The organism is Roseateles sp., from assembly GCF_052436255.1.
Taxonomy (GTDB): Bacteria; Pseudomonadota; Gammaproteobacteria; order Burkholderiales; family Burkholderiaceae_C; genus Pelomonas.
Window position 1 is genome coordinate 12,954 of record NZ_JBQVNP010000011.1, and the last position, 22,861, is coordinate 35,814.

36 protein-coding genes and 1 tRNA gene are annotated in these 22,861 nt (G+C 66.2%); 28 read left to right on the forward strand and 9 right to left on the reverse strand.

Annotated features, from left to right (window positions below):
• Positions 1 to 58: 58 nt before the first annotated feature.
• From ACT6S0_RS04690 to ACT6S0_RS04720, 7 genes are all read right to left on the reverse strand, one after another.
• On the reverse strand, positions 59 to 349 hold the full coding sequence (locus tag ACT6S0_RS04690; RefSeq protein ID WP_444762733.1) for a hypothetical protein: 291 nt from the start codon (positions 347 to 349) through the stop codon (positions 59 to 61).
• Positions 346 to 525, reverse strand: a complete 180-nt coding sequence (locus ACT6S0_RS04695) for a hypothetical protein (RefSeq protein ID WP_444762734.1) — start codon at positions 523 to 525, stop codon at positions 346 to 348. Before ACT6S0_RS04695 ends, ACT6S0_RS04690 begins: the two co-directional genes overlap by 4 nt.
• Entirely contained in the window at positions 522 to 782 is a 261-nt protein-coding gene (locus tag ACT6S0_RS04700) for a hypothetical protein (protein WP_444762735.1), read from the reverse strand. The genes ACT6S0_RS04695 and ACT6S0_RS04700 overlap by 4 nt, the downstream gene beginning before the upstream one ends.
• Positions 779 to 1,156, reverse strand: coding sequence for a hypothetical protein (locus ACT6S0_RS04705; RefSeq protein ID WP_444762736.1), 378 nt, complete (start codon positions 1,154 to 1,156; stop codon positions 779 to 781). Before ACT6S0_RS04705 ends, ACT6S0_RS04700 begins: the two co-directional genes overlap by 4 nt.
• Before the next feature lie 156 nt (positions 1,157 to 1,312).
• Entirely contained in the window at positions 1,313 to 1,720 is a 408-nt protein-coding gene (locus ACT6S0_RS04710; protein ID WP_444762737.1) for a hypothetical protein, read from the reverse strand.
• Between the two features lie 143 nt (positions 1,721 to 1,863).
• Complete coding sequence (locus ACT6S0_RS04715) at positions 1,864 to 2,118, reverse strand: hypothetical protein (RefSeq protein WP_444762738.1); 255 nt, start codon at positions 2,116 to 2,118, stop codon at positions 1,864 to 1,866.
• A complete protein-coding gene (locus ACT6S0_RS04720) occupies positions 2,115 to 2,747 on the reverse strand; it encodes a helix-turn-helix domain-containing protein (protein WP_444762739.1) in 633 nt (210 codons plus the stop codon). Before ACT6S0_RS04720 ends, ACT6S0_RS04715 begins: the two co-directional genes overlap by 4 nt.
• Before the next feature lie 75 nt (positions 2,748 to 2,822).
• Between ACT6S0_RS04720 and ACT6S0_RS04725 the strand changes: the two genes are divergently transcribed.
• Positions 2,823 to 3,107: a helix-turn-helix domain-containing protein gene (locus ACT6S0_RS04725; RefSeq protein WP_444762740.1), complete on the forward strand. Its 285-nt coding sequence runs from the start codon at positions 2,823 to 2,825 to the stop codon at positions 3,105 to 3,107.
• Positions 3,108 to 3,110: 3 nt separating this feature from the next.
• Positions 3,111 to 3,803, forward strand: a complete 693-nt coding sequence (locus tag ACT6S0_RS04730) for a phage antirepressor KilAC domain-containing protein (protein ID WP_444762741.1) — start codon at positions 3,111 to 3,113, stop codon at positions 3,801 to 3,803.
• A 50-nt stretch (positions 3,804 to 3,853) separates the two neighbouring features.
• Here the strand turns inward: ACT6S0_RS04730 and ACT6S0_RS04735 are convergent, their stop codons facing one another.
• Entirely contained in the window at positions 3,854 to 4,090 is a 237-nt protein-coding gene (locus ACT6S0_RS04735; protein ID WP_444762742.1) for a hypothetical protein, read from the reverse strand.
• 165 nt (positions 4,091 to 4,255) lie between these two features.
• Positions 4,256 to 4,462, reverse strand: a complete 207-nt coding sequence (locus ACT6S0_RS04740) for a hypothetical protein (RefSeq protein WP_444762743.1) — start codon at positions 4,460 to 4,462, stop codon at positions 4,256 to 4,258.
• Between the two features lie 250 nt (positions 4,463 to 4,712).
• On the opposite strand from ACT6S0_RS04740, the gene ACT6S0_RS04745 reads away from it, so the two are divergent.
• The 26 genes from ACT6S0_RS04745 (at position 4,713) to ACT6S0_RS04870 (ending at position 22,849) form a co-directional block, all read left to right on the forward strand.
• On the forward strand, positions 4,713 to 5,033 hold the full coding sequence (locus ACT6S0_RS04745; RefSeq protein WP_444762744.1) for a hypothetical protein: 321 nt from the start codon (positions 4,713 to 4,715) through the stop codon (positions 5,031 to 5,033).
• Positions 5,034 to 5,102: 69 nt separating this feature from the next.
• Positions 5,103 to 5,288 (forward strand): hypothetical protein, encoded by a 186-nt coding sequence (locus ACT6S0_RS04750; protein ID WP_444762745.1) that lies wholly within the window; start codon positions 5,103 to 5,105, stop codon positions 5,286 to 5,288.
• The gene (locus ACT6S0_RS04755; RefSeq protein WP_444762746.1) at positions 5,285 to 7,822 is read left to right on the forward strand and encodes a DNA methyltransferase; all 2,538 of its coding nucleotides are present in this window, start codon (positions 5,285 to 5,287) and stop codon (positions 7,820 to 7,822) included. Before ACT6S0_RS04750 ends, ACT6S0_RS04755 begins: the two co-directional genes overlap by 4 nt.
• Positions 7,822 to 8,025 carry a hypothetical protein gene (locus ACT6S0_RS04760; protein WP_444762747.1) on the forward strand — a complete coding sequence of 68 codons (204 nt, stop codon included), beginning with the start codon at positions 7,822 to 7,824 and terminating at the stop codon, positions 8,023 to 8,025. The genes ACT6S0_RS04755 and ACT6S0_RS04760 overlap by 1 nt, the downstream gene beginning before the upstream one ends.
• A gap of 7 nt (positions 8,026 to 8,032) precedes the next feature.
• Positions 8,033 to 8,377, forward strand: coding sequence for a hypothetical protein (locus ACT6S0_RS04765; protein WP_444762748.1), 345 nt, complete (start codon positions 8,033 to 8,035; stop codon positions 8,375 to 8,377).
• The gene (locus tag ACT6S0_RS04770) at positions 8,374 to 9,387 is read left to right on the forward strand and encodes a DUF1376 domain-containing protein (protein ID WP_444762749.1); all 1,014 of its coding nucleotides are present in this window, start codon (positions 8,374 to 8,376) and stop codon (positions 9,385 to 9,387) included. The genes ACT6S0_RS04765 and ACT6S0_RS04770 overlap by 4 nt, the downstream gene beginning before the upstream one ends.
• Entirely contained in the window at positions 9,384 to 10,298 is a 915-nt protein-coding gene (locus ACT6S0_RS04775) for a hypothetical protein (RefSeq protein WP_444762750.1), read from the forward strand. The genes ACT6S0_RS04770 and ACT6S0_RS04775 overlap by 4 nt, the downstream gene beginning before the upstream one ends.
• The gene (locus tag ACT6S0_RS04780; RefSeq protein WP_444762751.1) at positions 10,295 to 10,825 is read left to right on the forward strand and encodes a hypothetical protein; all 531 of its coding nucleotides are present in this window, start codon (positions 10,295 to 10,297) and stop codon (positions 10,823 to 10,825) included. The genes ACT6S0_RS04775 and ACT6S0_RS04780 overlap by 4 nt, the downstream gene beginning before the upstream one ends.
• Positions 10,822 to 11,043, forward strand: coding sequence for a hypothetical protein (locus ACT6S0_RS04785; RefSeq protein ID WP_444762752.1), 222 nt, complete (start codon positions 10,822 to 10,824; stop codon positions 11,041 to 11,043). The genes ACT6S0_RS04780 and ACT6S0_RS04785 overlap by 4 nt, the downstream gene beginning before the upstream one ends.
• Positions 11,040 to 11,600 (forward strand): hypothetical protein, encoded by a 561-nt coding sequence (locus tag ACT6S0_RS04790; protein ID WP_444762753.1) that lies wholly within the window; start codon positions 11,040 to 11,042, stop codon positions 11,598 to 11,600. The genes ACT6S0_RS04785 and ACT6S0_RS04790 overlap by 4 nt, the downstream gene beginning before the upstream one ends.
• Positions 11,601 to 11,736: 136 nt before the next feature.
• Entirely contained in the window at positions 11,737 to 12,369 is a 633-nt protein-coding gene (locus ACT6S0_RS04795) for a recombination protein NinG (RefSeq protein ID WP_444762754.1), read from the forward strand.
• A 30-nt stretch (positions 12,370 to 12,399) separates the two neighbouring features.
• Complete coding sequence (locus ACT6S0_RS04800; RefSeq protein ID WP_444762755.1) at positions 12,400 to 12,600, forward strand: hypothetical protein; 201 nt, start codon at positions 12,400 to 12,402, stop codon at positions 12,598 to 12,600.
• The gene (locus ACT6S0_RS04805; protein WP_444762756.1) at positions 12,597 to 13,280 is read left to right on the forward strand and encodes a hypothetical protein; all 684 of its coding nucleotides are present in this window, start codon (positions 12,597 to 12,599) and stop codon (positions 13,278 to 13,280) included. Before ACT6S0_RS04800 ends, ACT6S0_RS04805 begins: the two co-directional genes overlap by 4 nt.
• Positions 13,277 to 13,504: a hypothetical protein gene (locus ACT6S0_RS04810; protein ID WP_444762757.1), complete on the forward strand. Its 228-nt coding sequence runs from the start codon at positions 13,277 to 13,279 to the stop codon at positions 13,502 to 13,504. Before ACT6S0_RS04805 ends, ACT6S0_RS04810 begins: the two co-directional genes overlap by 4 nt.
• Positions 13,501 to 14,094: a hypothetical protein gene (locus ACT6S0_RS04815; RefSeq protein ID WP_444762758.1), complete on the forward strand. Its 594-nt coding sequence runs from the start codon at positions 13,501 to 13,503 to the stop codon at positions 14,092 to 14,094. Before ACT6S0_RS04810 ends, ACT6S0_RS04815 begins: the two co-directional genes overlap by 4 nt.
• A 42-nt stretch (positions 14,095 to 14,136) precedes the next feature.
• On the forward strand, positions 14,137 to 14,445 hold the full coding sequence (locus tag ACT6S0_RS04820; protein WP_444762759.1) for a hypothetical protein: 309 nt from the start codon (positions 14,137 to 14,139) through the stop codon (positions 14,443 to 14,445).
• 10 nt (positions 14,446 to 14,455) lie between these two features.
• Complete coding sequence (locus ACT6S0_RS04825; RefSeq protein WP_444762760.1) at positions 14,456 to 14,863, forward strand: phage protein NinX family protein; 408 nt, start codon at positions 14,456 to 14,458, stop codon at positions 14,861 to 14,863.
• 486 nt (positions 14,864 to 15,349) lie between these two features.
• Positions 15,350 to 15,424 (forward strand) — tRNA-Met (locus ACT6S0_RS04830).
• A 284-nt stretch (positions 15,425 to 15,708) separates the two neighbouring features.
• On the forward strand, positions 15,709 to 15,948 hold the full coding sequence (locus ACT6S0_RS04835) for a hypothetical protein (protein WP_444762761.1): 240 nt from the start codon (positions 15,709 to 15,711) through the stop codon (positions 15,946 to 15,948).
• 157 nt (positions 15,949 to 16,105) lie between these two features.
• Entirely contained in the window at positions 16,106 to 16,456 is a 351-nt protein-coding gene (locus ACT6S0_RS04840) for an HNH endonuclease (RefSeq protein WP_444762762.1), read from the forward strand.
• A gap of 172 nt (positions 16,457 to 16,628) precedes the next feature.
• Entirely contained in the window at positions 16,629 to 17,036 is a 408-nt protein-coding gene (locus ACT6S0_RS04845) for a hypothetical protein (RefSeq protein WP_444762763.1), read from the forward strand.
• Between the two features lie 2 nt (positions 17,037 to 17,038).
• On the forward strand, positions 17,039 to 18,748 hold the full coding sequence (locus ACT6S0_RS04850) for a terminase large subunit (RefSeq protein WP_444762764.1): 1,710 nt from the start codon (positions 17,039 to 17,041) through the stop codon (positions 18,746 to 18,748).
• Positions 18,745 to 20,031, forward strand: coding sequence for a phage portal protein (locus ACT6S0_RS04855; RefSeq protein ID WP_444762765.1), 1,287 nt, complete (start codon positions 18,745 to 18,747; stop codon positions 20,029 to 20,031). Before ACT6S0_RS04850 ends, ACT6S0_RS04855 begins: the two co-directional genes overlap by 4 nt.
• A gap of 11 nt (positions 20,032 to 20,042) precedes the next feature.
• Complete coding sequence (locus ACT6S0_RS04860) at positions 20,043 to 20,534, forward strand: hypothetical protein (RefSeq protein ID WP_444762766.1); 492 nt, start codon at positions 20,043 to 20,045, stop codon at positions 20,532 to 20,534.
• A gap of 1 nt (position 20,535) precedes the next feature.
• Complete coding sequence (locus ACT6S0_RS04865) at positions 20,536 to 21,258, forward strand: head maturation protease, ClpP-related (protein ID WP_444762767.1); 723 nt, start codon at positions 20,536 to 20,538, stop codon at positions 21,256 to 21,258.
• A gap of 106 nt (positions 21,259 to 21,364) precedes the next feature.
• On the forward strand, positions 21,365 to 22,849 hold the full coding sequence (locus ACT6S0_RS04870) for a phage major capsid protein (RefSeq protein WP_444762768.1): 1,485 nt from the start codon (positions 21,365 to 21,367) through the stop codon (positions 22,847 to 22,849).
• The last annotated feature ends 12 nt before the right edge of the window (positions 22,850 to 22,861 follow it).

Here is a 22,861-nt window from a genome sequence, read left to right on the forward strand (position 1 = left end):
GTCAGTGCGGCAATGGCGATGACGGCGAAGTCAGCGAGTCGCCCGTGGTTGTGCGGACTCATCGCGCTGCCGCCTTCAACGCATCCGCGATCAGGCACAAAGCCCAGGTCGCAATGCAGGTGGACAGCAGGTAGATGACCGTCAGCAGGTAGGCCTCGGCCGGCGACAGGTCGTCGGGCCGGTCGTCATCGGCGCCAAGCTCAGTGCATGCCTCGGCCGGCGCGGGCTGGACCTCGGGCGAGCAGCGGCGGGCCGGCCAGCCTTGCTCGGGGCGGCCTTGCGGCGCGATCCAGGGCCGGTCAGGCGGCAGCGGCAGGGCGCGGTGGGCGGTCATGCGGCGGGCGTTCACGACAGCCTCCAAGCAATGACACCGGCATGGACCGCGCAGGCCGCAGCCGCAAGCCATGCAACGCGCGTGACGGCCCCGGAATGCTTGCCGTACAGGTTCCGGCCGGCCCAGCGAGCCACGAAGCAGGAGGCCACAGCAGCCAGCGTGGCGAGGATGAGGTAGACGGCGGGGCTCATGCGGCACCTCGCGCGGCGTCGACAGCAGCCTGCAGCCGGTCGCGCAGGCCCTGGTCGCGGAAGCTGACGGCGAAGCTGGCCAGCGTCTCCACAACCAAGTCCCGCAGCTCGCCGGCTTCCGCCTTGGCCCGCGCGTGGCCGAGCTTGTAGGCCTCGTCCTGGATGCGGATGACCGCGTCGCCAACCGTGTCGGTGAACCGGTTGTGCTCGTGGACCATGGCTTCGTGGTCCGCGACGTTGTGCCGGAGGCCGCTCATGCCGCTGCTCCCGCGTAGTTGTGCGTGTCGTCCTGCCCGGCGACCCATTCGGATTCCAGGACCACCGGGGCGACGGCCTGGGCGGGGCCGCTCTGCAGCTGCGATTCGAGGTTGCGCACGCGCAGCTTGGCGGCGGCGACGTCGGGGTCCATCAGGAACGCGTCGAGGCGCAGGCTCGCGGCCCTGCAGTTGTGCCGGGCGGTGTGGCGCCCAGGCTCGCAGGCCAGTGCGCGCTCCACATCCGCCTGGCGAAGCAAGCCGCCACGGCGCTCCAGCAGTTCCGCCAAGTCGCGACGGGCGTCCTGAAGGTGCAGCTCAATGACTGCCCGGCCGCCGAGGGTCTGGCCGCTGCGGGCCGCGCTCTGTGCTTGCATTCCCTGCCTCGCTGCCCCCGCCGTTTGGCGTTGTCTTGGGGCTTGGCTGCATATTAGGCGACGCCTTATCAATGCGTCAATAGGCGTAGCCTTATTTTTGTGAGGCAGATGCAAAAAAGCCCGCACTGGGCGGGCTTGACAGGGGGCAGGGGGCGGTTACAGCGGCTTCCGCGCTTTGGCCCGATCCTCGGCAGCTCGTTTCACTTCATCGGCAGCAGCGCGGGACCGGAATTCGACTGAGCAGTTCTCATTTTGCAGCGGCCCGCAAGCCAGCCGAATTTCCAGGTCGGCTGTGTTCCACGTCGCGCCCGTGGCGACACCAATAGCTGGCAGGTTAGTCCACTCTGGAAGCCCAAAGCGGCCTGTCACCGACTGTGCGATAGCGTGCTTCTCCGTGTTTGGGATCATGAAGACTTCCAACGATTCCACCGTGCGGCGACTGCTTAGGATCAGCTTAATCCCTCCCTGCGATGCCCATTCCGGCAATTCGTCCGCGCCGGGCAACCCGACCTTCACGACAGACCCGCCGCTCTTGACCACGAAAGGCTTTTCATGCGTGCACATGCGCTTCACAGTCCGCAAATCACGCGGACACGAGGACAATTGCGGAAGCGGGCGCCCGGCAATCTCTACCCCTAGCACTGTCACTGGGGCTGCTTGGCCGGATGTGGCGAACACGGCAAGCAACACGGTTGCGGCAGCCTTCATCATTCCTCCCCAAAAACACGTTTCAAAGTCCCATGGAACAGCGTGGCCGCCATGGCTGTAGCCCAGGCTGGATTGCGATGGGCCTCCCCGCAAGAGCTGTAGAAGAACTCGCGGTTTGCGGCCATGACGGTGTAGCTGATGCCGATGATCTTCCCCGCCTCAGCCTGGCTTAGCAGCTCGCGCAGGCACTCGACGGTTTCGTGGCTGACGCTCTGCCGAAGGTGCAAGAGCCGGAACGGTCTGGCGCGCTTCATTGGTCCGTCCCCTCCGTCCCCGTCCCCGCTTCGCCCTGTTTGCGGTCCAACGGCGATCTGTTCGTCCGCTGCGGGTCTGTGCGCCTGTCGTTGCTGATCCATCCTGATCCCTCCCTTTTGCCTCCCCCTAGACCTTGGGGGCTGGTCGAATCATCAGGGGCGGGGTGGCTCATAGGCTGATCCAGCGCAGAACCGGCAGGGCGTAACTTTTCACCGACTTCGGCCCCTAACAGGCGCGCCAACTCGCGCTGATTTCTGGTGTCACCGCGCCGCATTGCCATCTTGTGGAGCAGGTCGGCAACGTCCTGGCGCACCTCGGGCGGCATGTCCGCGGCCAGGGCGTCGCCGAGAGCTGCAAGGGCTGCTTCAACCGCGATGACGGCGGCCGCAGGCTGTTCAGGCGGCGGCTCTGAGGCGAAGGACGCAAGGCCCCAATGGCTCGGGCCGGCTACATCGGCGAAGTAGGCCCACAGCTTTGGCAGCTTCGCCTTGTCGATGGTGCCTTTGTTCACCCAGTCCTGCACGGATGGCGCCTTCACCCCGAAGTCTTCCGCCAGCTTTGCCTTGGAGATCTTCTTGAGCACGCGCGCAGCCTCGATGGCTGCTCCAAGGTCTTTGCCTGTAAGCATTGCCTTATGTTCGGTTGACGGCGCCTCATTAGGCAATTCCGTTGACAAAGTAAGGCGGCGCCTTATACTGGCCGCATGGACACCCCGAACACACCTATCGCCCGAGCATGCAAGCACCTCGGTGGCCAGGGGGCAGTGGCCCGACTGCTGGGCTTGAAGCCCCCGACCGTCAACGAGTGGTGTACCGGCAAGCGGAAGGTTCCAGCCGAGCGCTGCATTCAGATCGAACAACTCACCGATGGTGCCGTGCGCTGCGAGGAGTTGCTGCCGGATTTCCCTTGGGCCGCGTTTCGCAACCAGCGCATCGCCGCGAAGCCCGTCAAGCCCGCTCGCCGCGTTGCGGCAGGGCAGGGGGCATAGGCCATGGAACTCGTCACCCAAGCCCCGACGATGACCAGCCGCGAGATCGCGGAGTTGGTCAAGACCTCGCACGACAGCGTGCTGAAGACCGTGCGCGCCCTGATCGAGCGGGGTGTCGTTTCTGGAAACGAGACCCCCTACACGCATCCTCAGAACGGCCAGACGTACAGCGAGTTCCGGCTGAACTACCGCGACACGATGGTTGTGGCCTCGGGGTACAGCGTCGAGCTGCGCGCCAAGGTGATTGACCGCTGGCAGGAACTCGAAGCCCAGGGCGCGCCCACCTTCCAAGTCCCTACATCCCTGGCCGGCGCGCTGCGCCTCGCTGCCGAGCAGGCCGAACGCATTGAGCAGCAGCAAGCCCAAATCGAAGCCGCCGCGCCGGCCGTGGCCTTTGTCGACCGCTTTGTTCAAGCTGATGGCCTGAAGGGCTTCCGCGAGACCTGCAAGCTGCTGAAGGCCAACGAGGCTCGGTTTACCGAGTTCGTGCTGGCCAAGAAGATCATGTATCGGCTGGCGGGCAAGCTGACTGCGCACCAGCAGCACATTGACGCCGGCCGGTTTGTGGTTCGGGCTGGCGTGGCAACCGCCACCGAGCATGCCTTCACGACCACCAAGTTCACGGCCAAGGGTGTGAACTGGATTGCTGGCGAGTGGGCGAAGCATTGCCTCGCGGCTGAAGCTGTGGAGGCCTGAGATGCAGACCCAAGCACTCCACCCGGAAAACCGTGCGCTGGCCGCGCAGATCAGCGCTTTAGCTGCTGCCGAAGCATCACCAGCTTTTCCGCCAGCACCTTCTGCCTTGCGTCGAAGCTGGCTCGTGACTGCTCTGGCAAGCCTTCGCGCTTGGTTGGTGACATCGCGATGAAGCGGTCGTGCACGCCATTGAACGTGGCTGGCGCGTGCATGCGCAGAGCCAACAGCAGCGCGTCGAGCATCAAGTCGTCTGCGATGTCGCGTCCGAATCGTTCCAGGTCTTCCATGGGCGCCCTCCTTGGGCTCGTAGTCGTAGGGACCGCGAGCGTAAACCGGGGCAGGGCGCCCACCCTTCTCCCTGTATCCATCACGACCGGGCTGGCCGCAACCAGCGCGACCGGCGTGATGGCCTGTCCCTCGGGCCTGACCGCCCGGGGGATTTCTTTGGCTGGTCACTTCGCGCACAGCCCCGCCTTCCTTGCCTGCTCGCGCAGCTTGCCGGCGAGGTCCACCTGGGCCCGTCCTTCGACCTTCATGCAAGGCAAGGCCATGTGTGCCCGGCCGCCGCGTTCGAGGTCGTCGATCAGGTCGTTGACGCAGCGGGACAGGACGGCGCGCAGGGAGCGCTTGGCCAGTTTGTGCGGGTCGTTCTTCGGCATCAGTTCTTCCTCAGCGTTTTCTGGTGGGCGCCTGCCCGTAGGCCCTGCGAAGGCCGACTCCCCCGTCAAGGGGCAAGCGGATACGGGCGCCCACCTGAGTGCGTTTTCTTCAACTGCGATGGGAGTCGCTATGCAAACCATGGATCGAAGTTTTGTCCGCAGCCAATGGAAAGATCGAGACAGACCTGGAAAGGATTCGACAGATCAGGGTGATCTCGCCCTCATCGGCGAGGTTCCTTCCTGCGCGCCGGTGGCGGCCGACCTGTCGTTCATCAGCGTCACGACCAGCGTGGGCGCCATGCGCTACGCCGTGCAGCGCAGCGGCAGCGATGACTTCGAAGTCGCCGACTACGTGGGCATCTCGCACAGCTACATGTGCAAGGTGTTGAAGGGGACGGCCGGCCTGCATGGCCCGCGCCTCGTCAAGTTCATGCGCGGCACCAAGAGCCTCGCGCCGCTGCAGTGGCTGGCAGAGCAGATGGGGTGCGACGTGGTGCTGCGCGACCGCCGGGCGGCCGAGGTCGCCGAGTTGACCCAGCGCCTGCGTGAGCTTCAGGGCCGAGCGGCCTGAAAGAGCGAAGACCCAAGCGCGCGGGAACGTGCTGGGCCTTCTGAGCAAGTCAAAACCTAGGGGATCGAAATGCCTGAACTGATTGTCTCAAGAAACACCGTCGCCACCCTCTACGCAGACGCCAGCAAGGAGATGACCCACGACGACGCAGTCCTTCACGTCGCCGGCATCACCGGCCAGACGCCGGAAACAGTGGAAGGCGTCATCTGGGCGCGCGAATCGAATCACACGGCGGCGATGGAGTGCGGAGCGTGAGCGACTACACGGCGTTCCTCCGCCAGAAGATCAAGCTCGCCCAGTTCAAGGGCTTCGAGGTCGACCCGGCCGAGCTGAACCCCAAGCTGAAGCCGCACACGGCCGACATCGTGCGCTGGGCGCTGTTGGGCGGCCAACGCGCCATCTTCGCCAGCTTCGGCCTGCACAAGACCGTGACGGCGCTGGAGATCATGCGGCTGATCGGCAAGCGCCGCGCCGGCGTACGCGCCATCGTCTGCCCGCTGGGCGTGCGCCGCGAGTTCATCGACCAGGCCGCGCAGCACTTCACCGGCGAGTTCGCGCTGGACGTGCGCTTCGTGAACCGCGACAGCCAGATAGACGACGACCGCACGATCTACCTGACGAACTACGAAGCGGTGCGCGAGGGCAACGTCAACCCGTCGCGCTGGCTGGCCAGCAACCTGGACGAAGCGAGCGTCTTGCGCAGCTACGGCAGCAAGACCTATCAGGAGTTCCTGCCCGCCTTCCAGCCGGTCGAGTTCAAGTTCGTGGCCACGGCCACGCCGAGCCCGAACCGCTTCAAGGAGCTGATTCACTACGCGGGTTACCTCGGCGTGATGGACACGGGCCAGGCGCTGACGCGGTTCTTCCAGCGCGACAGCGAGAAGGCCGGCAACCTGACCCTCTATCCGCACAAGGAGCAGGAGTTCTGGTTGTGGGTCGCGAGCTGGGCCGTCTTCATCCAGCGCCCGAGCGACCTGGGCCACAGCGATGACGGATATGTCCTGCCCGAGCTCGATGTCCGGTACCACGAGGTGCCGAGCGACTACAGCAAGGCCGGCGAGGAGCGCGACGGCCAGGCTCTGATGTTCACAGACCCGGCCCTAGGCCTGAGCGCCGCGGCGGCCGAGAAGCGCGACAGCATGCCGGCGCGCGTCGCCAAGGTGGCCGAGATCCTGGCCGCTGATCCTGCTGACCACTTCGTTGTGTGGCACGACCTGGAGGCCGAGCGCCACGCCCTGCAGGCGGCTATCCCCGAGGCCGTCAGCGTGTGGGGCAACCAGGACCTGACCGAGCGCGAGGACCGTATTGCCGACTTCGGCGACGGCAAGTTCCGCGTCCTGTCCACCAAGCCGGTCATCGCCGGCAGCGGCTGCAACTTCCAGCGCCATTGCCACCGCGAGGTCTTCGCCGGCATCGGCTTCAAGTTCAACGACTTCATTCAGTCCGTGCACCGGGTCCAGCGCTTCGGCCAGGCCCACCCGGTACGCATCGACATCGTCCACACCGAGGCAGAGCGCGAAGTCCTGCGCGAGCTGCTGGCGAAGTGGGCTCAACACGACGAGACCCAGACGACCATGACCGAGATCATCCGCAAGTTCGGGCTGAGCCAGCTGGCCATGCAGGAGACGCTGGCGCGCAGCCTGGGCGTCGAGCGCGTCGTCGTCAGCGGCGACCGCTTCACCGTGGCGAACAACGACTGCGTCGAGGAGGCCAAGGCCCAGCCCGACAACTCGGTCGACCTGATCGTCACGAGCATCCCGTTCGCCAACCATTACGAGTACAGCCCCAGCTACAACGACTTCGGCCACACCGAGGACAACGCGCAGTTCTGGGCGCAGATGGACTTCCTCACGCCCGAGCTGCTGCGCATCCTGAAGCCCGGCCGCATCGCTGCGATCCACGTCAAGGACCGCATCGACTTCGGCAACGTGACCGGCAAGGGCCTGCCCACCGTCAGCCCGTTTCACGCCGAGACGCTGGCGCACTACGCCGGCATTCGCTCGATGGGCTTGCCCGGCCATGGCTTCGATTACCTCGGGATGATCACCGTCGTCACGGACGTGGTGCGCGAGAACAACCAGACCTACCGCCTCGGCTACACGGAGATGCGCAAGGACGGCTCCAAGATGGGCTGCGGCTCGCCTGAGTACATCCTGCTGTTCCACAAGCCGCAGACCGACCGCTCCAAGGGCTACGCCGACAGCCGAATCAGCAAGCGCATCGAGGACTACAGCCTCGCACGCTGGCAGGTCGATGCGCATGCCTACTGGCGTTCCAGCGGCAACCGCCTGCTGACCGTCGACGAGCTGGCCAGCCTCGGCCCGGACAAGCTGGCGAAGCTGTTCACGGACTACAGCCTGACCAAGGTCTACGACTTCGAGGCCCATGTCCAGATCGGGCACGCGCTGGAGCTGCGCGGCGCGCTGCCGTCGACCTTCATGAGCCTGGCCCCGGGGTCGTGGCACCCGGACGTGTGGCATGACGTGACGCGCATGCTGACGCTCAACAGTGAGCAGAGCCGGCGCGCAGTCGAGAAGCACGTCTGCCCGCTCCAGTTCGACATCGTCGACCGGCTCATCGAGCGCTACAGCAACAAGGGCGAGCGCGTCTATGACCCATTCTGCGGCCTTGGCACCGTGCCCTACCGGGCAATCCTGAAGGGCCGCACCGGCGGCGGCAGCGAGCTCAACCCGAACTACTTCACCGACCAGGTGCATTACCTGCGTGCGGCCGAGCGCGAGATCTCGATGCCCAGCCTGTTCGACGCTTTCGAGCTGGAGGCGGCCTGATGCGCGCGCCCACCGAGCCCACCGACGCGCCGCTGGTCATCCCGGCACGGCCGGCACCTGCGCCGGTACCGGCACCGGCAACACCTGACCCAGCGCGTCACTTCGAACTGGGCAACTGGGGCGCGACGCTGCCTGAGGGTCTGGCTGAGAAGCCCGCCGCGCCGGCGCCGGCTGACGACCTCGGCCCTCCCATCATCTTCTGAGGCTGGCATGGAACAGAGCACCCTAGACCTCCGCCCGCCGGACCTCGCCACCGCTAAGGCCGTGGGTCATGTGGCTCAGCAGCTGGCCACCGCGCGCGCCGAGCGCGACGTCACCGACTTCCGCTCGCGTGCCGAGGCGGCCGTCCTGGAGCGCTTGCAGGCGGGCAAGGCCAGCGCGGAGGACCTGACCGACTACGTCCGGTCCTGTGGCATCCCGTTCAAGGACGGTCGCGCCATGGGGAACGTCTACAAGACGATGAAGGACCGCGGGCTGATCCGCATCGCCGGTGCCTGCTTGCGCAAGCACGGGAACGGGACCAGCGGCGGGCACATCTGGGAGCGCTGCTCTTGACCGAGCCATTGACTCCTGCCAACTGCGACCTGACGGACTTCGCCTTCATGCCGCTGGACGTGGCGCGCCTGCGCGACTCCGAGTTGGCCTCGAACGAGACGCCCGAGGCCTGCTGGGCAGCCGTGTTGCTGTGGGCGGCCTCATGGCACCAGGTGCCAGCCGCTTCGATGCCGAAGGATGACAAGTGGATTGCCAAGACCGCCGGCTACGCGCTGCGGGGCAAGATCGACAAGGCCTGGACCGGCGTGCGCCCAGGCGCCATGCGAGGCTGGATCGAATGCGCCGATGGCCGCCTGTATCACCCTGTCGTGGCCGAGAAGGCTCGCGAGGCGTGGCAGGCGAAGCTGAAGCAGCGCTGGGGCACCGAGTGCGCGCGTATCAAGAAGCACAACGACCGCCACGAGGGAGCAAACGTTCACAAGCCCACCTTTGAAGAGTGGTTTGCCGCAGGCTGTCCCCAAGGACAACCGCTCTTTGTCCCTGGGGACAAAACGGACCCGAGCAAGGGACAAGGCGGGGAAACGAACTCCAAGAGACAGGGAGAGGGACAGGGACAGGGAGATAAAGATTCCGTTCCTACCGGAACGGGCGGCGAGCCGCCTGTGGACAAGTCCCCGTCTGAACTCACGAAGGCTGAGCTTTGGCGTGCCGGCAAGTCGCTGCTCGCTGAGCAGGGCCTGCCGGTGGCGCAGTGCGGGTCATTCGTCGGGAAGCTGGTCACCGACTACGGGGACGACATCGTCATCGCCGCAGTGCGGGCAGCCGTCACGGCGACACCGGCCGACGCCAAGGAATACCTCAAGGCCACCTGCCAGCGCCTGAAGGGCGAGCGCAAGGACGCCCCGCCACCGGTCACCGTAGCGAGCAATGCCGCCGACATCACCAAGGCCCAGCAGGCAGCCGAAGCGGCCCGACTCGCTGACCCCGTGGCCAAAGCCGCAGCCGACCTTGCCCGCATCGAGGCAATGAAGAAGCTGGGCCGTCCCGTCAACGAAGGAGCAACTGCATGACGAACACCGCATGCATGGGCGGCTGGTGCGAGAAGCGCGACCGCTGCGGTCACTTCCACGCAGCGAGCCCAGATCAACAACCCAAAGAGCGCCTGTGCCCTCGCGGCCGCGATGGCGCTGCGCAGATGGAGTCAGCCGATATGACACGCGTTCGTTTTTCCATTGCTGCCCGCGTCGAGCAAGTCCGGGCCGTACTGCGGCCGCACGGCATCACGCAGGCTGAGATCGGCGCTGCGCTGGCCGTCAACGCTACTTCGCGCATGGTCAAGATCCTGCATGCCGCGGTGGCCGCTGGTGCTGCCTTCTCGACGCGCGCTCGGGTGTCGTCGGTCATCAAGGTCCCCGAAATGGTCTTCTTTCCGACCGCTGCTGACCGCGACGCTTTCCGGGCCGTGTACGACGTTGAGATGGCCGCGCGCAAGAAGGCGCGGGATGTCGAGCGGGCTCAGAAGAAGTACCTGCGCAATCGCAGCGCCGAGGTGGCCAAGCGCTCAGCGGCGCGCGCGGAAGCCAGGGAGCAGCGCGAAGCCAACGCGATTGCAGCGGCCATTGCACGCCGAGACAAGCTCTGTCTTGCGCTGGCCGAAGCTGAGCAGCGCCAGCAGCGCGCTCGGTTGAACCAGGAGGCTCGGGAGGCCAAGAAGGACCGCGCCAAGGTCGAGGTGAACAAGACTGTTCGCCGCCTGAAGGTCGAAACGAAGGCAGTGGCCGAGACGCCGATGAAGAAGGGGACGACGGTCGCGGCAGGGCCGAATAGCCGCGGCCCGGCGCACCTGGACGGCGAGCTCGACCTAAGCCAAGCCAAGATCACGCGCGCCCCGACGCCGCCTGGTCGGTACGACGTCGATAACGCGCCCCGCGTGGTGTCATCCGGTGGCTGCCGCAAGTGGGCAGAGGCGGTGGCGGCATGAGCACACCAGAGACCATCGCCCTCAACCGCGCCCAGCGCCGCGCGATGGAGAAGGCCTCGCGCCGGCCGCCGAAGCCGAAGCGCGCCGACAGTGTGGACGCTGTGGGCTTTGCGATCAGAAGGGCCCAGCGCGCAATCCAGCCGGTCTCAGCCGACCAGGCGCGCGACCTGGCCATCGCGTATCACGGCGCCCTGAACGCCATATCCCAGGGCACCGGCAATGCCGAGGACGCCAACACCCTAGCCCTGGCCGCCAACATCGCGCTGATGCTGGTCGAGGCGGGCCTGGGCATTGACCAGCTGCCGACCGTCCACGCCGCCCAGGACGCCATCATCAACATGATGCGTCGCGAGCAGCGGACCGGGCGCTTCGGCTTGACCGGGCCCGAACTGCGGCACCTGCAGGACCTGCTCGACCTTCATGACGCGCAGATCGCCGACCCGGATTGCACCGAGGCCGTCATGTGCGCCGCGCTGGACGAGTGCAAGCGCCGCAGGGACGCTGGCCGAGTGCTGGGGCTGTCATGACCTGCCCCGATTGCACCGCTGCGGCCCAGGGCCCGCATTACGTCTACCGAGCCAACTGCGCCGCGTGCCAAGCGCGCGACATCGCGGGCGGCCCGCTGTTCTTTCGGTGCCGCCAGGCCGGCAAGCAGGACAAGGAATACCGCGCGCTGCTGAAGCTGCGCGGCGTCACTCACGAGGCTGTCGTGCGCGCCAGCGAGGCGGAAAGGACACCAGCATGAACGCGCTCATGGAACGCACCGCCAGCACGCCTGAGTCCTGGCGCGCTGCGGCAACTGCGATTTTCCGGGCCGGTGAGGCCATGCTCGAAGCTGGCCAGCGGCCTCACGTCGTGCTTGACGAAGAGGCCGACACGCTGACCCTGCGGCAAATGCGCTTCATCCACGGGCCGATCCTGCAGCAGATCAGCGAACAGGTTCGGGTCAACGGCGTTCAGTACACCCGCGAGATGTGGAAGATCCACCTGAAGGACTTGTTCATGCCCGACAAGTTCGAGATGGTGCAGGCGCCCTTTGTGCGCGACAGGAAGACAGGCGCCTGGCGGCCGTCGAAGCGCGAGGTGCCCCGCAAGCTGCCAAAGAGCCTCAAGGACCTGACCGGCAAGAGCCGATCCGAGTTCATAGACGCTGTGCTCGCCCACGCCGCCACCGCGTGGGGTGTCGAGTTCGTCTTCATCTTTGACGAACGCGAAGCGGTTCGGTACCGGCCGCCACAGCGCAAGACCAAGCCGGCCCAGCTGCCGGCGCCGGTGGCGCGTGGAGAGGCGGTGACAGCGTGACGCGCGCAGAGCACCGCCTGGAGATCGCCCGCGGCCTGCTGGGTGTAGAAGCCTACGACAACGCGGCGGCGGAATGCTGACGCGCTCCAAGCCTATGCCCCGCGGCAAGTGCTTCACCCAGAAGCCCCGCGCTCCCATGTCCCGCTCCCCGCTGCGCGCCACGGCGCCGGCCAAGGCCGAGGTGCCGCTGCTCAAGATGCGGAAGTGCCCAGTCAAGAAGGGCGGCTGCGGCGCCAGCTTCCGCCCGCTGCGCCACGGCCAGCTCGCCTGCCTGGACTGCGCCGTGCCGGTCGGCAAGTGGCTGGCCACCAGCAAGGCCAAGGCTGCCCACAAGGAAGACATCAAGCAGACCAAGGCAGCGCTGGAGAAGCTCAAGCGCGTGCCCGAGCTGAAGAAAGAGGCGCAGAAGGCCTTCAATGACTGGGTCCGCGCCCGCGATGCCGGCAAGGCCTGCTTTGTCTGCGGCCGCACGCTGGTGCTGGGCGGCGTTGGCGGTGGCTTCGATGCTGGCCACATCCGCTCGCGCAGCAACGCCGACAACCTCCGCTTCGACGAGCGCAACGTCCACGGCCAGTGCAAGCCATGCAACGCCGTCGGCGCCACGAAGGACTGGCAGATGCGCGAGGCCGCCGACCGCCTACTTGGCCCCGAGGTGGCCGCGGAGCTCTACGCCGACAACAAGCCCATCAAGTGGCAGCGCGACCAGCTCCGCCAGATCCGCGACGAGAGCCGCGCCAAGCTGGCCGCGCTGAAGAAGTCCAGCCGTTGACCACCCAAACACCCCAACCGGAGACATGCAATGGCCCCTGACGACCAGCAAGAAAAGAGCCGCGTGCTTGTGGCCGCGCACCTGCGAGCCATGCGCGAGAACTGGCCCATGCAGCTCGACATCCTGGCCTTCAAAGCCAAGATGGCCCGCGCGCGTTATCTCGCTCTGCGCCAGGAGGGCTTCGCCTTCGACGAGGCGCTGCGGCTTTGCCTGGAGGACGTGAAGCTGTGAGCAAGGTCGAAGAGAAGTACCACCGCGCCGCGCAGTCCAGCCACCTGGAAATGCGCCGCACCGACGAAGGCCAGGGCGACGTCGAGACGATCATTGCCGCCGGCCTGGCCGAGACGATGGGGATTCTGCTGACCCGGCTGCGCGGGGAGTGGGACGCGGCCGCTGGCGAGGTGGCGCTCACCCAGCGCAACGCCAAGCGCCTGCAGGAGGCCCGCGCCGCCGCGGTGAAGGCCGCCACGCCGAGCAAGCCCTTCGACGCCGCCGCCTTCGACCGGGACGCCAGCGCCGAGCTGCTGACGGCCCGCCTGCTGATCCTCACCGGCCTCCGCAGCCTTGAGCCCGCCAAGCAGGCCCTGTTCCTCTTCGCCCACCGACAGGCGCCGCACAAGGCCTGCGAGTCCAACGAGGCCGCCCTCGGCAAGCTGGTCGGCCAGGTGCTGGACGTGTGGCTCGACAAGGTCTGCCACCACTGCAACGGCGTGGGCTTTACCGGCGGCTACGGCAGCCCACGCCTGATGTGCATGGGCAAGGGCAAGTGTGGCGGCTCTGGCAGCCGGCGCGATGGGCGGCTGGGCGCCAACGAAGCGGAGCGGCTGTTCGGCCTGTTCTTGCTCAACGTCATGGACAGCCGCTGCGCCGGCTCCATGAAGACTGTTCAACGGAAGACGAGGCAAGGATGAGCGAAGCAAAGCTGGTCAACAACGGCGAGGCGTCCTACTTCGAGTTCGAGGCCGATGGGCGCAAGGAGCGCCGCGAGGTCGAGATGCGCGAGCTTCGGTACAAGTTCTTTGAGTCGGATCAGGAATACGCCGTGATGGCGCCGCACCCGGTGCTGGACTCTGACGAGATCCTGGTGACCGACGTCGCTGGCCGCATGCACGTCTTCAAGGGGCCGCAAGGATGAGACCCACCCAACACCCCAGCAACAAGCGAACCCTGCTTTTTCTCGATGACTTTCAGGCGTCCCCCGGCAACGGGGCAGGCAAGGGCAGTGCTGCCCTGACGTGGCAGCCAACCGCCGAGCAGCTCGCGAAGATGAACGCAGGAGGATCGGTGACGATCTTCCTTCCTGGATCGTGGACTCGATGGAGCGGCCCGACGGGCGAGTCGCCAGCAAACGCGGAAGACATCATTGACTTCGTGTGCTGGGATGGCGAGGTGGTGCGCAACGTCACTGCGGGCAGCTGCGGCTGGCCTCATGTCGGCTCAAGCGGCGACATCGTGGGTTATCGAGTGGTGCGGCCGGCGGCGCTGGAGTTCGTGGACGCCGAGGTCCGCCGCGTCGACGTTCGCACGATGAACCTCTACTTCGCCCGCTGGAAAACGGCTGGCGGCTTCGGCCTCACCGCAACCGTTGCCGCGAACACCGAATCGGAAGCGCTGGCCGAGCTGGCGCTGAGCGATTCCGAGACCCTGGAACTCATCGAGGCCGTGGGCACCATGCGCGGGGAACGGTACACGCGGCCGACGACCATCAGCAGGGATTCCCTGTGACCCATCACCAACCGCGCCAAGAGGGCGAACGAAAGGAAGACCATGAGTGAAGGAATGAAGGCCGTCTACGCGACGCTCGGGCTGATCGCCGCGGCCGTCATCGGCTACATCTGGGGCGGCTACGTCTTCAGCATCTTGTGGGCATGGTTCATCGTCACGGCCTTCGCTTTGCCGGCGCTGAGCGTGGCCCAGGCCATCGGCTTGACGCTTGCGGGTCGCTTCCTCTTGGCTCGCTGGAAGCCCGTGAAGGAAGAAGACAGCAGCCCTGGTGCCGCGATGGCGTCCTCATTCGTTGTGCCACTACTGTTCCTGGCCATCGGCTGGGTCGTGAAGCAGTGGTTGCCGGCGTGAGAATGTCGCCATGACAAAGCACAAGGTATCCGAACTGACCGGCACGCTGCTGGATGCGGCTGTGGCCCACTCAAACGGCTGGCCGTATCGCTTGCGCGATGGCAGTTGCGAGGTCGTCGCATCAGTGCCCTTGTACAGCGATCCACCGCCTTCTTTCGGGGAGAGTGGCGGTGAAATGGACGTGTTCGTTTCGTTCTGTCCATCAACAAGATGGTCGCAGGGAGGCCCGCTCATTGAGCGCGAGCGCATCACCCTGCATGTAGCGGCTGGACGAACCATTGCCTACGTCGGTGCGGAGTTCATGTCCGACGAGGTGACCTCGTATGTAGCGTCCGGTGACGGCGAGACGCCCCTAATCGCCGCCATGCGCGCCTTCGTCACCGCCAAGCTGGGCGAAGAGGTGGAACTCCCGGCTTGACGCAACCCCTAGCAGCGGTATGATCCGCGCCGCAACCACCGCGAGACGACGACCGCCGCCACACGGCACGATCTTCTGAGCCTCGGCTCTCCATCCGGCGCAATCCGCCTAAGCAGGCTAGCCCTGCGACAAGTCGATGGAAACGCTCGCCCCTACCGAACCCGCCCACTGAGGCGGGTTTGTCGTTTCAGAGTCCACCCAGAGCGTTCGCGCCGCTGGGTTTGAAGTCCTCGGCTCACTGCTGAGGCTGCCCGGGTTTATCGCCGGGCGTTGGAACTGAGCCGCTGCTGACCTGCGGGCGCGGCCAGGATGATCGGCAGGACCGGACACCTAGGGATCAAGGCGGGCGCTCACCGGGCGCGCCTGAACGCCTCCCGCCATACCGTGCCAAGTAGCCTCAGAGCGTCATAGCTTGGGCCAAGCCCTGCCGAAATGGCCCCGCACAGAGTAAGCGGGTGGCAGCCGGGGAAGACCGGCAAGAACAACTGCGGTGTAGCGCATCGGTAGCGCGACGGGCTCATAACCCGAAGGTAGGTGGTTCGATTCCACCCTCCGCAACCAGGGCAGACTCGGAATCTGGTGGAAAGGGCAGGGGGCGGGAAACCGTGTGACCCCATGCGCGCCGAGTGGAGAAGAACCCAGATTGACGGCCGGGAAAGACCGGCGCCCCCATGCATGGCGCTTGACTGGTGGGGGTTCCCGCCGGTGGCCAACAGGCGCCATGCATGGGGGTGAACTCCCTGCACCGCTGATGGTGAAACATGAGACCGGCCCCGATTGCTGTGCGTCCAAGGGTCGGCACTGAACAGCACCGCATAGCAACACCCTCTTCAACACTGGCCGCCATGCTCTACGACTACCGCAACGTCCAGCCGGGCGCCACGGTTTGCAACCTGGACACCAGGGAGCGGATTAACAAGGTGGTCGCCATTGACACCGAGGCCGGCGAAGTAGAGGTCACTGTCGAACCGCTGCGCATCGTTGATGACAGCTTCGTCACCCAGCGCCTGCGCTTCGTCGCCGTCTGGCCGATCCTGGACCTCGGCATTCCGTGCGCCTTTCACTGCCACGGTCGCCTGAACTGATCACAGCGCCTGTTCATTCCCCTCAGCCAAAAGGGGCCGCCCTGGGCGCCAATACGGGGCGGTAACTCCGGCGCTGCGCTGCCCGGCGCTCAAGAAACTGGCGGGGCAGCACCGGCAGGCTCCAGCCCTCCGGGGTAGACCGATGGAGCCGCAACCCGTGAAGCTCAAGAAGCTATCCCCTCGCATCCAGCCGCTGCACAAGTCCAGCTCAGGCTGGGCCAGCGAGGCTCGCCAGAGCAGCGCCGCCCGCGGCTACGACTGGGCATGGAACAAGCGCCGCCTGCGCATCCTCGCCAGGGACGCTGGCCTGTGCCAGCCCTGCCTCCGCCGCGGCCACATCACCCCCGACTGCAGGACGGTTGACCACATCGTCAACAAAGCCAGGGGCGGCAGCGACCACGACTCCAACCTGCAGACCATCTGCGATGGACCAGGGTCGTGCCACAGCGCCAAGACGGCGGCCGAGTCGCGCGGGCTGGTGTGGGACGAGGCGATGCCTGATCGTTGAGCCTGGCGCGTCCTGGTGCGGCGGCGGGGCGTCCTGGCGCGGCCCGATGGGTAGGGGGGGGTGCAAGACCTGGGTTGGCCGGCTTGCCCGACCACTCAGTCCCTCACGTACAGAAAATATCGCCCGATTGAATAGCCTCGGGCGGGTTTGAGTTATTCAAAGGAATTCAATCATGCCCAGAGGTGGAGCCCGGCCCGGGGCTGGCCGGAAGCCAAAAGCCCCGGGCGCCGCAGCGAAGAAGGCCGCGCCAAAGAAGGCGGCCGGCTACTCGCCAGACGGCAAGAAATCGGCCGACGCGCCGGCATCCTGGCCGTTCGGGACTGCCGAGCAGCCGCAGCAGCCTGCTGAAGATCTGTCGGAGCTGACGCCGCTGGCGTACCTGCTTACCGTGGTCCGGAATCCTCTTGCGGAAGAGAAGACCCGCATTCAGGCAGCCAGCATCGCGGCGCCCTACTGCCACGCCAAGAAGGGCGAGGCCGGCAAGAAAGAGGCTGCGGCCGAGGTTGCGCGCAAGGGCTCGCCTCGGTTCGCCCAGGCTGCCCCGCCTAGGCTGGCTGCGGCCGGCGGCAAGAAGGTCTGACCATGGAATGGAGCACAGCCTGCCTCGACTGGGAGCGCAGGCTGATTGATCGAGAGTCGATCATCCCGCCGCCGATCTTCCCGGACCAAGCTGAGGCGGCGCTGGCCATCTTCAGGCAGCTCCGGGTGGTTGACCTGCCCGGAAAGCCGACATTCGGCGAGTGCAGCGAGCAATGGGTCTTTGACTTCGTCGCGGCCATCTTTGGCGCCTACGAGGGCGAGACCGGAAAGCAGCTGATCCGCGAGTATTTCCTGCTGATCAGCAAGAAGAACACGAAGTCGACCATCGCGGCCGGGATCATGCTGACCGCGCTGGTCATGTGCTGGCGCGAGGAAGAAGAGCACCTGATCCTGGCGCCGACCAAGGAAGTCGCCGACAACTCGTTCAAGCCTGCCGCTGCCATGGTGCGCGCCGACGACGAGCTGCTGGCCATGTTCCACATTCAGGACCACATCCGCACGATCACCCACCGTGTCACGCGGTCGTCGCTCAAGGTGGTGGCCGCAGACACGGACACGGTTTCAGGCAAGAAGGCCGGTCGCGTGCTGGTCGACGAGCACTGGCTGTTCGGCAAGCGCGCCAACGCCGAGGCGATGTTCATGGAGGCCCTGGGCGGCCAGGTGTCGCGCGAAGAGGGCTGGGTCATCTACCTGTCCACCCAAAGCGACGAGCCGCCGGCCGGGGTGTTCAAGGAGAAGCTGGGCTATTACCGCGATGTGCGGGACGGCAAGATCGAGGACCGCAAGTCGCTGGGCATCCTGTATGAGTACCCCGCGGCGATGATCGCCTCGAAGGCCTACGAGAACCCGGCGAACTTCTACGTCACGAACCCGAATGTGGGGCGGTCGGTCAGCTCAGAGTGGCTGGAAGACCAGCTCAAGAAGAACCGGGCCAAGCTAGACGGCGCGTTTCAGCAGTTTCTGGCCAAGCATCTCAACGTCGAGATCGGCCTGGGCCTGCGTGCCGGGCGCTGGGCTGGTGCCGATTTCTGGATGCAGCAGGCGCTTCCGTGCCTGACGCTTGAAGAGCTGATCGCTCGCAGCGAACTGGCCACCATCGGCATTGACGGCGGCGGCCTTGAAGACCTTTTCGGGCTGTGCGTGCTCGGCCGCGAGACAGAAACCGGCCGCTGGCTGGCGTGGACGAAGGCCTGGGCGCATCCCTCCGTGCTGGAGCGGCGCCAAAGCGAGGCGTCCAAGTTCCGCGACTTCGAGAAAGACGGCGACATGGTCATCGTGTCGCGCGTGCGGGACGACATCGAGCAGGTCGCCGACATCGTCGCCATGGTGAACGAGTCCGGCTTGCTGGACCGTGAAGAAGGCAAGAAGGCCTGCATCGGGGTTGACCCTTCAGGCCTGGGCGACACGCTGGATGCGCTGATGGAAGTCGGAATCCAGGAAGACCAGATCGTCAGCATCAGCCAAGGCTGGCGCTTGATGACCGCGATCCAGACCACCGAGCGGCGCCTGGCCGGCGGCGAGCTGTGGCACGGCGGGCAGCCGCTGATGGCCTATTGCGTCGGCAACGCCAAGACGACACCGAAGGGAAACGCCGTGATGATCGAAAAAGCAGTCTCCGGTCGCGGCAAGATCGACCCGCTGATGGCGTTGTTCAACGCTGTCGAGCTGATGAGCCGCAACCCGCAGGCGAACACCGGCTCCGTTTACGACGACATCGCCCGCCAGCGCGAGCTCGCCGCCCAACCGGCATGAACTTCCTGTCCCGACTCAAGGCCTGGGTGATGCCGGGCCGGCAGAGCTATGGCCACGGCACGGACGTGGTGCGAGTGCACCAGTCGCCAATGACCGTGGCCGGCGAGGTCATCACCCACGACACCGCGCTGAAGAACGCCACCGTCTGGGCCTGCATCAACTACCTGAGCCGCACCGTGGGGCAATTGCCCTGGCGCGTCATGCAGGAGACCGAGACCGGCGCCAAGCGCGCGCCCATGCATCCGGTCGAGTACCTGATCAAGACGCGCCCGAATCGCGAGATGAGCTCGTTCGCGTTCCGTGAGACGCTGGTCGGATGGGCCGCCCGTTATGGCAATGGCGTCGCCGAGATTCAGCGCGACCGCCGCGGCGTGCCTGTTGCCCTGTGGCCCATCCACCCGTCCCGCGTCACTTTCGAGCGCGACGAGGCTGGCGATCTGGTCTACGGCGTGGCCGGCAGCGACGGCGAGAAGAGCTTTCTGCGTGCCGAGGATGTTTACCACGTCCGCGGCTTTGGTGAGGGCGCCGTCGGCCTGGACGTCATCACCTACGCGGCCGAGTCCATCGGCTGGGCCAACGCCACCGAGTTGTTTGGCGCCTCATTCTTCGGCAACGGCGCCAACATCAGCGGCTTCCTTTCCGTGCCCGGCAAGATGTCCCTCGGCGGCAAGGAAGCGCTCGACGCTGAGCTGAAGGAAAAGCATGGCGGCCCTCGCAAGGGCAACAAGACCATGATCGTCGACGCCGGCATGAAGTACGAGAAGTCTGGCGTCGCCCCGGACGACGCCCAGTTCACCGAGACCATGCAGCACCAGGTCGAGCAGATCTGCCGCTGGTTCGGCGTGCCGCCGCACAAGGTCATGCACATGCTGCGCGCGACCTTCAGCAACATCGAGCATCAGAGCATCGAGGTCGTCGTCGATTCCATTGCGCCCTGGTGCAAGCGCTTCGAAGACGAGGCCGACTACAAGTTCTTCGGCCAGAACCGTCAAGCCTTCTATACCAAGATGGACCTCAAGGGCTTGCTGCGCGGCGACTTCAAGAGCCGTCAGGAAGGCCTGCAGGTCATGCGCCGCAACGGCGTCATCAACGCCAACGAGTGGCGCCGGCTTGAGGACATGGACGAGATCGGCCAGGACGGCGACAAGTACATCGTCGAGGGAAACATGACCACCCTCAAGGCAGTTGGGCTGCAGCAAGCAGCAGGACCGGCGCCCGAGCCGGAAGACGAATCACCCGTGCAGCGCGCCCGCCGTCAGGCTCAGCGCGCGCTGCTGCATTGAAGGAAACTCTCATGAAGCTCGCTGATTGCGAAGTCTCGCACCGCCACGTCCGCGGCCACAACGTGGCCTTCCTGTTCGGCCCTCGTGCGCTGTCCGGCGCCGAGTGCGCGGCTCTGCTGGCCGAGTGGCACCAGGCCTACGGCCCCGACGCTTCGCCGGCCTATGCAAGCCCGGTCGGCTGGCAGTCGCTCGCCCAGGCCAGCGCGCTCGGCCCCCTCGCATCGCTGCTGCGCGTTGACGAAGACCGCGAGGTCGTCGAGTTCGATGGCGTGAAGTTCAGCGCCGAGATGCTGCGCACCTTCGTGACGCCGACGCCCGAAGGCTTCGCTTTCCGCATCATCGAAGTCGACGGCGTCGCGACCGTGAGCCGCTTGGAACTGCCTGCCGTGCAGGTCGACGCGGAGCCTGCGCCCGCCAAGGATGCTGACGCTTCGGCCCCGGCCCCGGCCTCCGCGCCTGCGCCTGCCCGCAAGACTGCCGCCAACAAGAAGGCAGGCGACTGAGATGGGTGCCGGCTTCAGCATCAAGGCCAAGGCCAACAAGACCGCCGAGATCCTGATCTATGAGGATGTCGGCGAGGGCTGGTTCGGCGGCGTCAGCGCCAAGCAGTTCGCCTTGGAGCTGAAGGCGCTCGGCGACGTCACGACCATCGACGTGCGCATCAACAGCTACGGCGGTGACGTTTTCGAAGGCCTGGCCATCTACAACCAGCTGGTCCGCCACAAGGCCAAGATCATCACGCACGTCGACGGCATCGCGGCGTCCATCGCCTCGGTGATCGCCATGGCTGGCAACGAGATCCGCATCGGCGAATCTGGCTGGCTCATGATCCACAACGCCTGGAGCATGGCGGCCGGCGACTACCACGCCATGGACGAAATGAGCGCGCGCCTGCGCGCCACCAGCAAGACCCTGGCCGACATCTACGTCGCCCGCACCGGGGCCGACCTGGCGAAGGTCAAGGCCTGGATGGACGAAGAGACCTGGTTCGATGCAAGCCAGGCCACCGCCGAGAAGTTCGCCGACTCGGTGACCGAGAACCTGCGCATGGCCGCGCGCCTCGTGCCGGATCGCTTTGCCTTCCGCCACGTTCCGGCCGCTATCCAGCAGGCCGCCATGACCCGAGCCGACGCTGAGCCGCACCCGGCAAACGCCGACATCCGCGCCCAGCTCGCCGCGCTGACCGAGCGCGCCCGCGCCCGCCACATCACCCCCCCCACACCCTGACCTCGCGGGTTGGGGCGCCTCGCCCTGCCGCGTTCTCCGAGCCGCGAGGCTCTTCCAAATCGGCCCATTTCGGTGGGCCTTTTTCATTTCTGAAAGGCAAAACGCTATGCGTAGCATCAACCACCACCGTCATGTGTGGAATTCGCGGCGGGCGGCTGTGCTCGCCATGGTCGCATCGGTCGGCATGCGTGCTGACGACGAAGACCCGATCACCGTCGGCTACCGGACGCGTCAGGAAGACCTGATCCAGCGTTCGAACGCCATCTTGGCCCAGGCCGACACCGAGGGCCGCGAACTCAGCCAGCAGGAGCGCGGCGAGATCGGCGACAACACCGCGGCCGTCGAGCAGTTGGAGACCGACATCCAGTTGCGCGCCAGCGTGGCACGTCAGGAGGCGCGCCAGCGCCAGCCGCAGGCCCGCGTGACCCCCGCCAACTCCGGCGAGCCGGCCCCACAAGACGAGCAGCGCCCGCAGGCCGGCGCCCGTCAGCCGGTCATCCAGACCACGCACCTCAACACTCCCGCCACGCGCGCCGCAGCCCGCGGCAACGGCGGTTTCCAGACCATGGGCCACTGGGCCATGGCCGTGCGTGCCGCCTCGCTGAATCCCACCAGCATGGACGGCCGCCTGCAGGCTGCGCTGACGACCTACGGCTCGGAAGGCGCCGGCTCCGATGGCGGCTTCGCTGTCCCGACGGACTACCGCAACGAAGTCATCCGCCTGGGCATGCTCAGCGAAGACTCGCTGTTCAACCGCTGCGATACCACGCCGACCAACAGCAACAGCGTGACGCTGGTGAAGGACGAAACCACGCCCTGGTCCACCAGCGGCGTGCGCGTCTACACCCGCACCGAAGCGCAGGCGATGACGCAGTCCAAGCCGGTGCTGGGCGACATGACGGTCAAGCTGCACGAGACCTATGCGTTCGTGCCGATGACCGACGAGCTGCTGGCCGACGCGCCCATGCTGTCGTCCTACCTGACGACCAAGGCAGGCGAGGCGTTCCAGTTCAAGCTGAACGACTACATCGTCAACGGCACCGGTGCCGGCCAGATCCTGGGCATCCTGAACAGCCCGGCCCTGATCACCGTCGGCAAGGAAACCTCGCAGACGGCTGACACCGTGCACGCCGACAACATCGTCAAGATGTGGTCTCGCATGCCGGCCGCCGCGCGCAGCCGCTCGGTGTGGCTGGTCAACCAGGATGTCGAGCCCCAGCTGATGCAGCTCGGCTCCGTGGTCAAGACGGCCACCGGCACCGCGGTTGGCGGCATGCCTTCCTACCTGCCGCCTGGCGGCCTGTCGGCAAGCCCCTACGGCACCCTGCTGGGCCGCCCGGTGGTGGTCACCGAGGCCTGCCAAGCCCTGGGCGACAAGGGCGACATCATCCTCGCCTACCTGCCTGGCTTCTTCGCTCCGTACAAGGGCGGCCTGAAGTCGGACGTGTCGATGCACCTGTTCTTCGACCAGGGCGTCACGGCATTCCGTTGGACCCTGCGCGCCGGCGGCCAGCCGTGGCTTTCGGCCCCCATCGCACGCAAGAACGGCGGCAACACGCTGTCCCACTTCGTGACGCTGGAAGCGCGCTGATCTGACTGAGAC

Excerpts from the sequence above, each read along its gene's own strand:
- ACT6S0_RS04695 (WP_444762734.1), bottom strand. The coding sequence starts at position 525 with ATGAGCCCCGCCGTCTACCTCATCCTCGCCACGCTGGCTGCTGTGGCC.
- ACT6S0_RS04700 (WP_444762735.1), bottom strand. The coding sequence starts at position 782 with ATGAGCGGCCTCCGGCACAACGTCGCGGACCACGAAGCCATGGTCCAC.
- ACT6S0_RS04705 (WP_444762736.1), bottom strand. The coding sequence starts at position 1,156 with ATGCAAGCACAGAGCGCGGCCCGCAGCGGCCAGACCCTCGGCGGCCGG.
- ACT6S0_RS04710 (WP_444762737.1), bottom strand. The coding sequence starts at position 1,720 with ATGTGCACGCATGAAAAGCCTTTCGTGGTCAAGAGCGGCGGGTCTGTC.
- ACT6S0_RS04715 (WP_444762738.1), bottom strand. The coding sequence starts at position 2,118 with ATGAAGCGCGCCAGACCGTTCCGGCTCTTGCACCTTCGGCAGAGCGTC.
- ACT6S0_RS04720 (WP_444762739.1), bottom strand. The coding sequence starts at position 2,747 with ATGCTTACAGGCAAAGACCTTGGAGCAGCCATCGAGGCTGCGCGCGTG.
- ACT6S0_RS04725 (WP_444762740.1), top strand. The coding sequence starts at position 2,823 with ATGGACACCCCGAACACACCTATCGCCCGAGCATGCAAGCACCTCGGT.
- ACT6S0_RS04730 (WP_444762741.1), top strand. The coding sequence starts at position 3,111 with ATGGAACTCGTCACCCAAGCCCCGACGATGACCAGCCGCGAGATCGCG.
- ACT6S0_RS04735 (WP_444762742.1), bottom strand. The coding sequence starts at position 4,090 with ATGGAAGACCTGGAACGATTCGGACGCGACATCGCAGACGACTTGATG.
- ACT6S0_RS04740 (WP_444762743.1), bottom strand. The coding sequence starts at position 4,462 with ATGCCGAAGAACGACCCGCACAAACTGGCCAAGCGCTCCCTGCGCGCC.
- ACT6S0_RS04750 (WP_444762745.1), top strand. The coding sequence starts at position 5,103 with ATGCCTGAACTGATTGTCTCAAGAAACACCGTCGCCACCCTCTACGCA.
- ACT6S0_RS04760 (WP_444762747.1), top strand. The coding sequence starts at position 7,822 with ATGCGCGCGCCCACCGAGCCCACCGACGCGCCGCTGGTCATCCCGGCA.
- ACT6S0_RS04765 (WP_444762748.1), top strand. The coding sequence starts at position 8,033 with ATGGAACAGAGCACCCTAGACCTCCGCCCGCCGGACCTCGCCACCGCT.
- ACT6S0_RS04775 (WP_444762750.1), top strand. The coding sequence starts at position 9,384 with ATGACGAACACCGCATGCATGGGCGGCTGGTGCGAGAAGCGCGACCGC.
- ACT6S0_RS04780 (WP_444762751.1), top strand. The coding sequence starts at position 10,295 with ATGAGCACACCAGAGACCATCGCCCTCAACCGCGCCCAGCGCCGCGCG.
- ACT6S0_RS04785 (WP_444762752.1), top strand. The coding sequence starts at position 10,822 with ATGACCTGCCCCGATTGCACCGCTGCGGCCCAGGGCCCGCATTACGTC.
- ACT6S0_RS04790 (WP_444762753.1), top strand. The coding sequence starts at position 11,040 with ATGAACGCGCTCATGGAACGCACCGCCAGCACGCCTGAGTCCTGGCGC.
- ACT6S0_RS04795 (WP_444762754.1), top strand. The coding sequence starts at position 11,737 with ATGTCCCGCTCCCCGCTGCGCGCCACGGCGCCGGCCAAGGCCGAGGTG.
- ACT6S0_RS04800 (WP_444762755.1), top strand. The coding sequence starts at position 12,400 with ATGGCCCCTGACGACCAGCAAGAAAAGAGCCGCGTGCTTGTGGCCGCG.
- ACT6S0_RS04810 (WP_444762757.1), top strand. The coding sequence starts at position 13,277 with ATGAGCGAAGCAAAGCTGGTCAACAACGGCGAGGCGTCCTACTTCGAG.
- ACT6S0_RS04815 (WP_444762758.1), top strand. The coding sequence starts at position 13,501 with ATGAGACCCACCCAACACCCCAGCAACAAGCGAACCCTGCTTTTTCTC.
- ACT6S0_RS04820 (WP_444762759.1), top strand. The coding sequence starts at position 14,137 with ATGAGTGAAGGAATGAAGGCCGTCTACGCGACGCTCGGGCTGATCGCC.
- ACT6S0_RS04825 (WP_444762760.1), top strand. The coding sequence starts at position 14,456 with ATGACAAAGCACAAGGTATCCGAACTGACCGGCACGCTGCTGGATGCG.
- ACT6S0_RS04835 (WP_444762761.1), top strand. The coding sequence starts at position 15,709 with ATGCTCTACGACTACCGCAACGTCCAGCCGGGCGCCACGGTTTGCAAC.
- ACT6S0_RS04845 (WP_444762763.1), top strand. The coding sequence starts at position 16,629 with ATGCCCAGAGGTGGAGCCCGGCCCGGGGCTGGCCGGAAGCCAAAAGCC.
- ACT6S0_RS04850 (WP_444762764.1), top strand. The coding sequence starts at position 17,039 with ATGGAATGGAGCACAGCCTGCCTCGACTGGGAGCGCAGGCTGATTGAT.
- ACT6S0_RS04855 (WP_444762765.1), top strand. The coding sequence starts at position 18,745 with ATGAACTTCCTGTCCCGACTCAAGGCCTGGGTGATGCCGGGCCGGCAG.
- ACT6S0_RS04860 (WP_444762766.1), top strand. The coding sequence starts at position 20,043 with ATGAAGCTCGCTGATTGCGAAGTCTCGCACCGCCACGTCCGCGGCCAC.
- ACT6S0_RS04865 (WP_444762767.1), top strand. The coding sequence starts at position 20,536 with ATGGGTGCCGGCTTCAGCATCAAGGCCAAGGCCAACAAGACCGCCGAG.
- ACT6S0_RS04870 (WP_444762768.1), top strand. The coding sequence starts at position 21,365 with ATGCGTAGCATCAACCACCACCGTCATGTGTGGAATTCGCGGCGGGCG.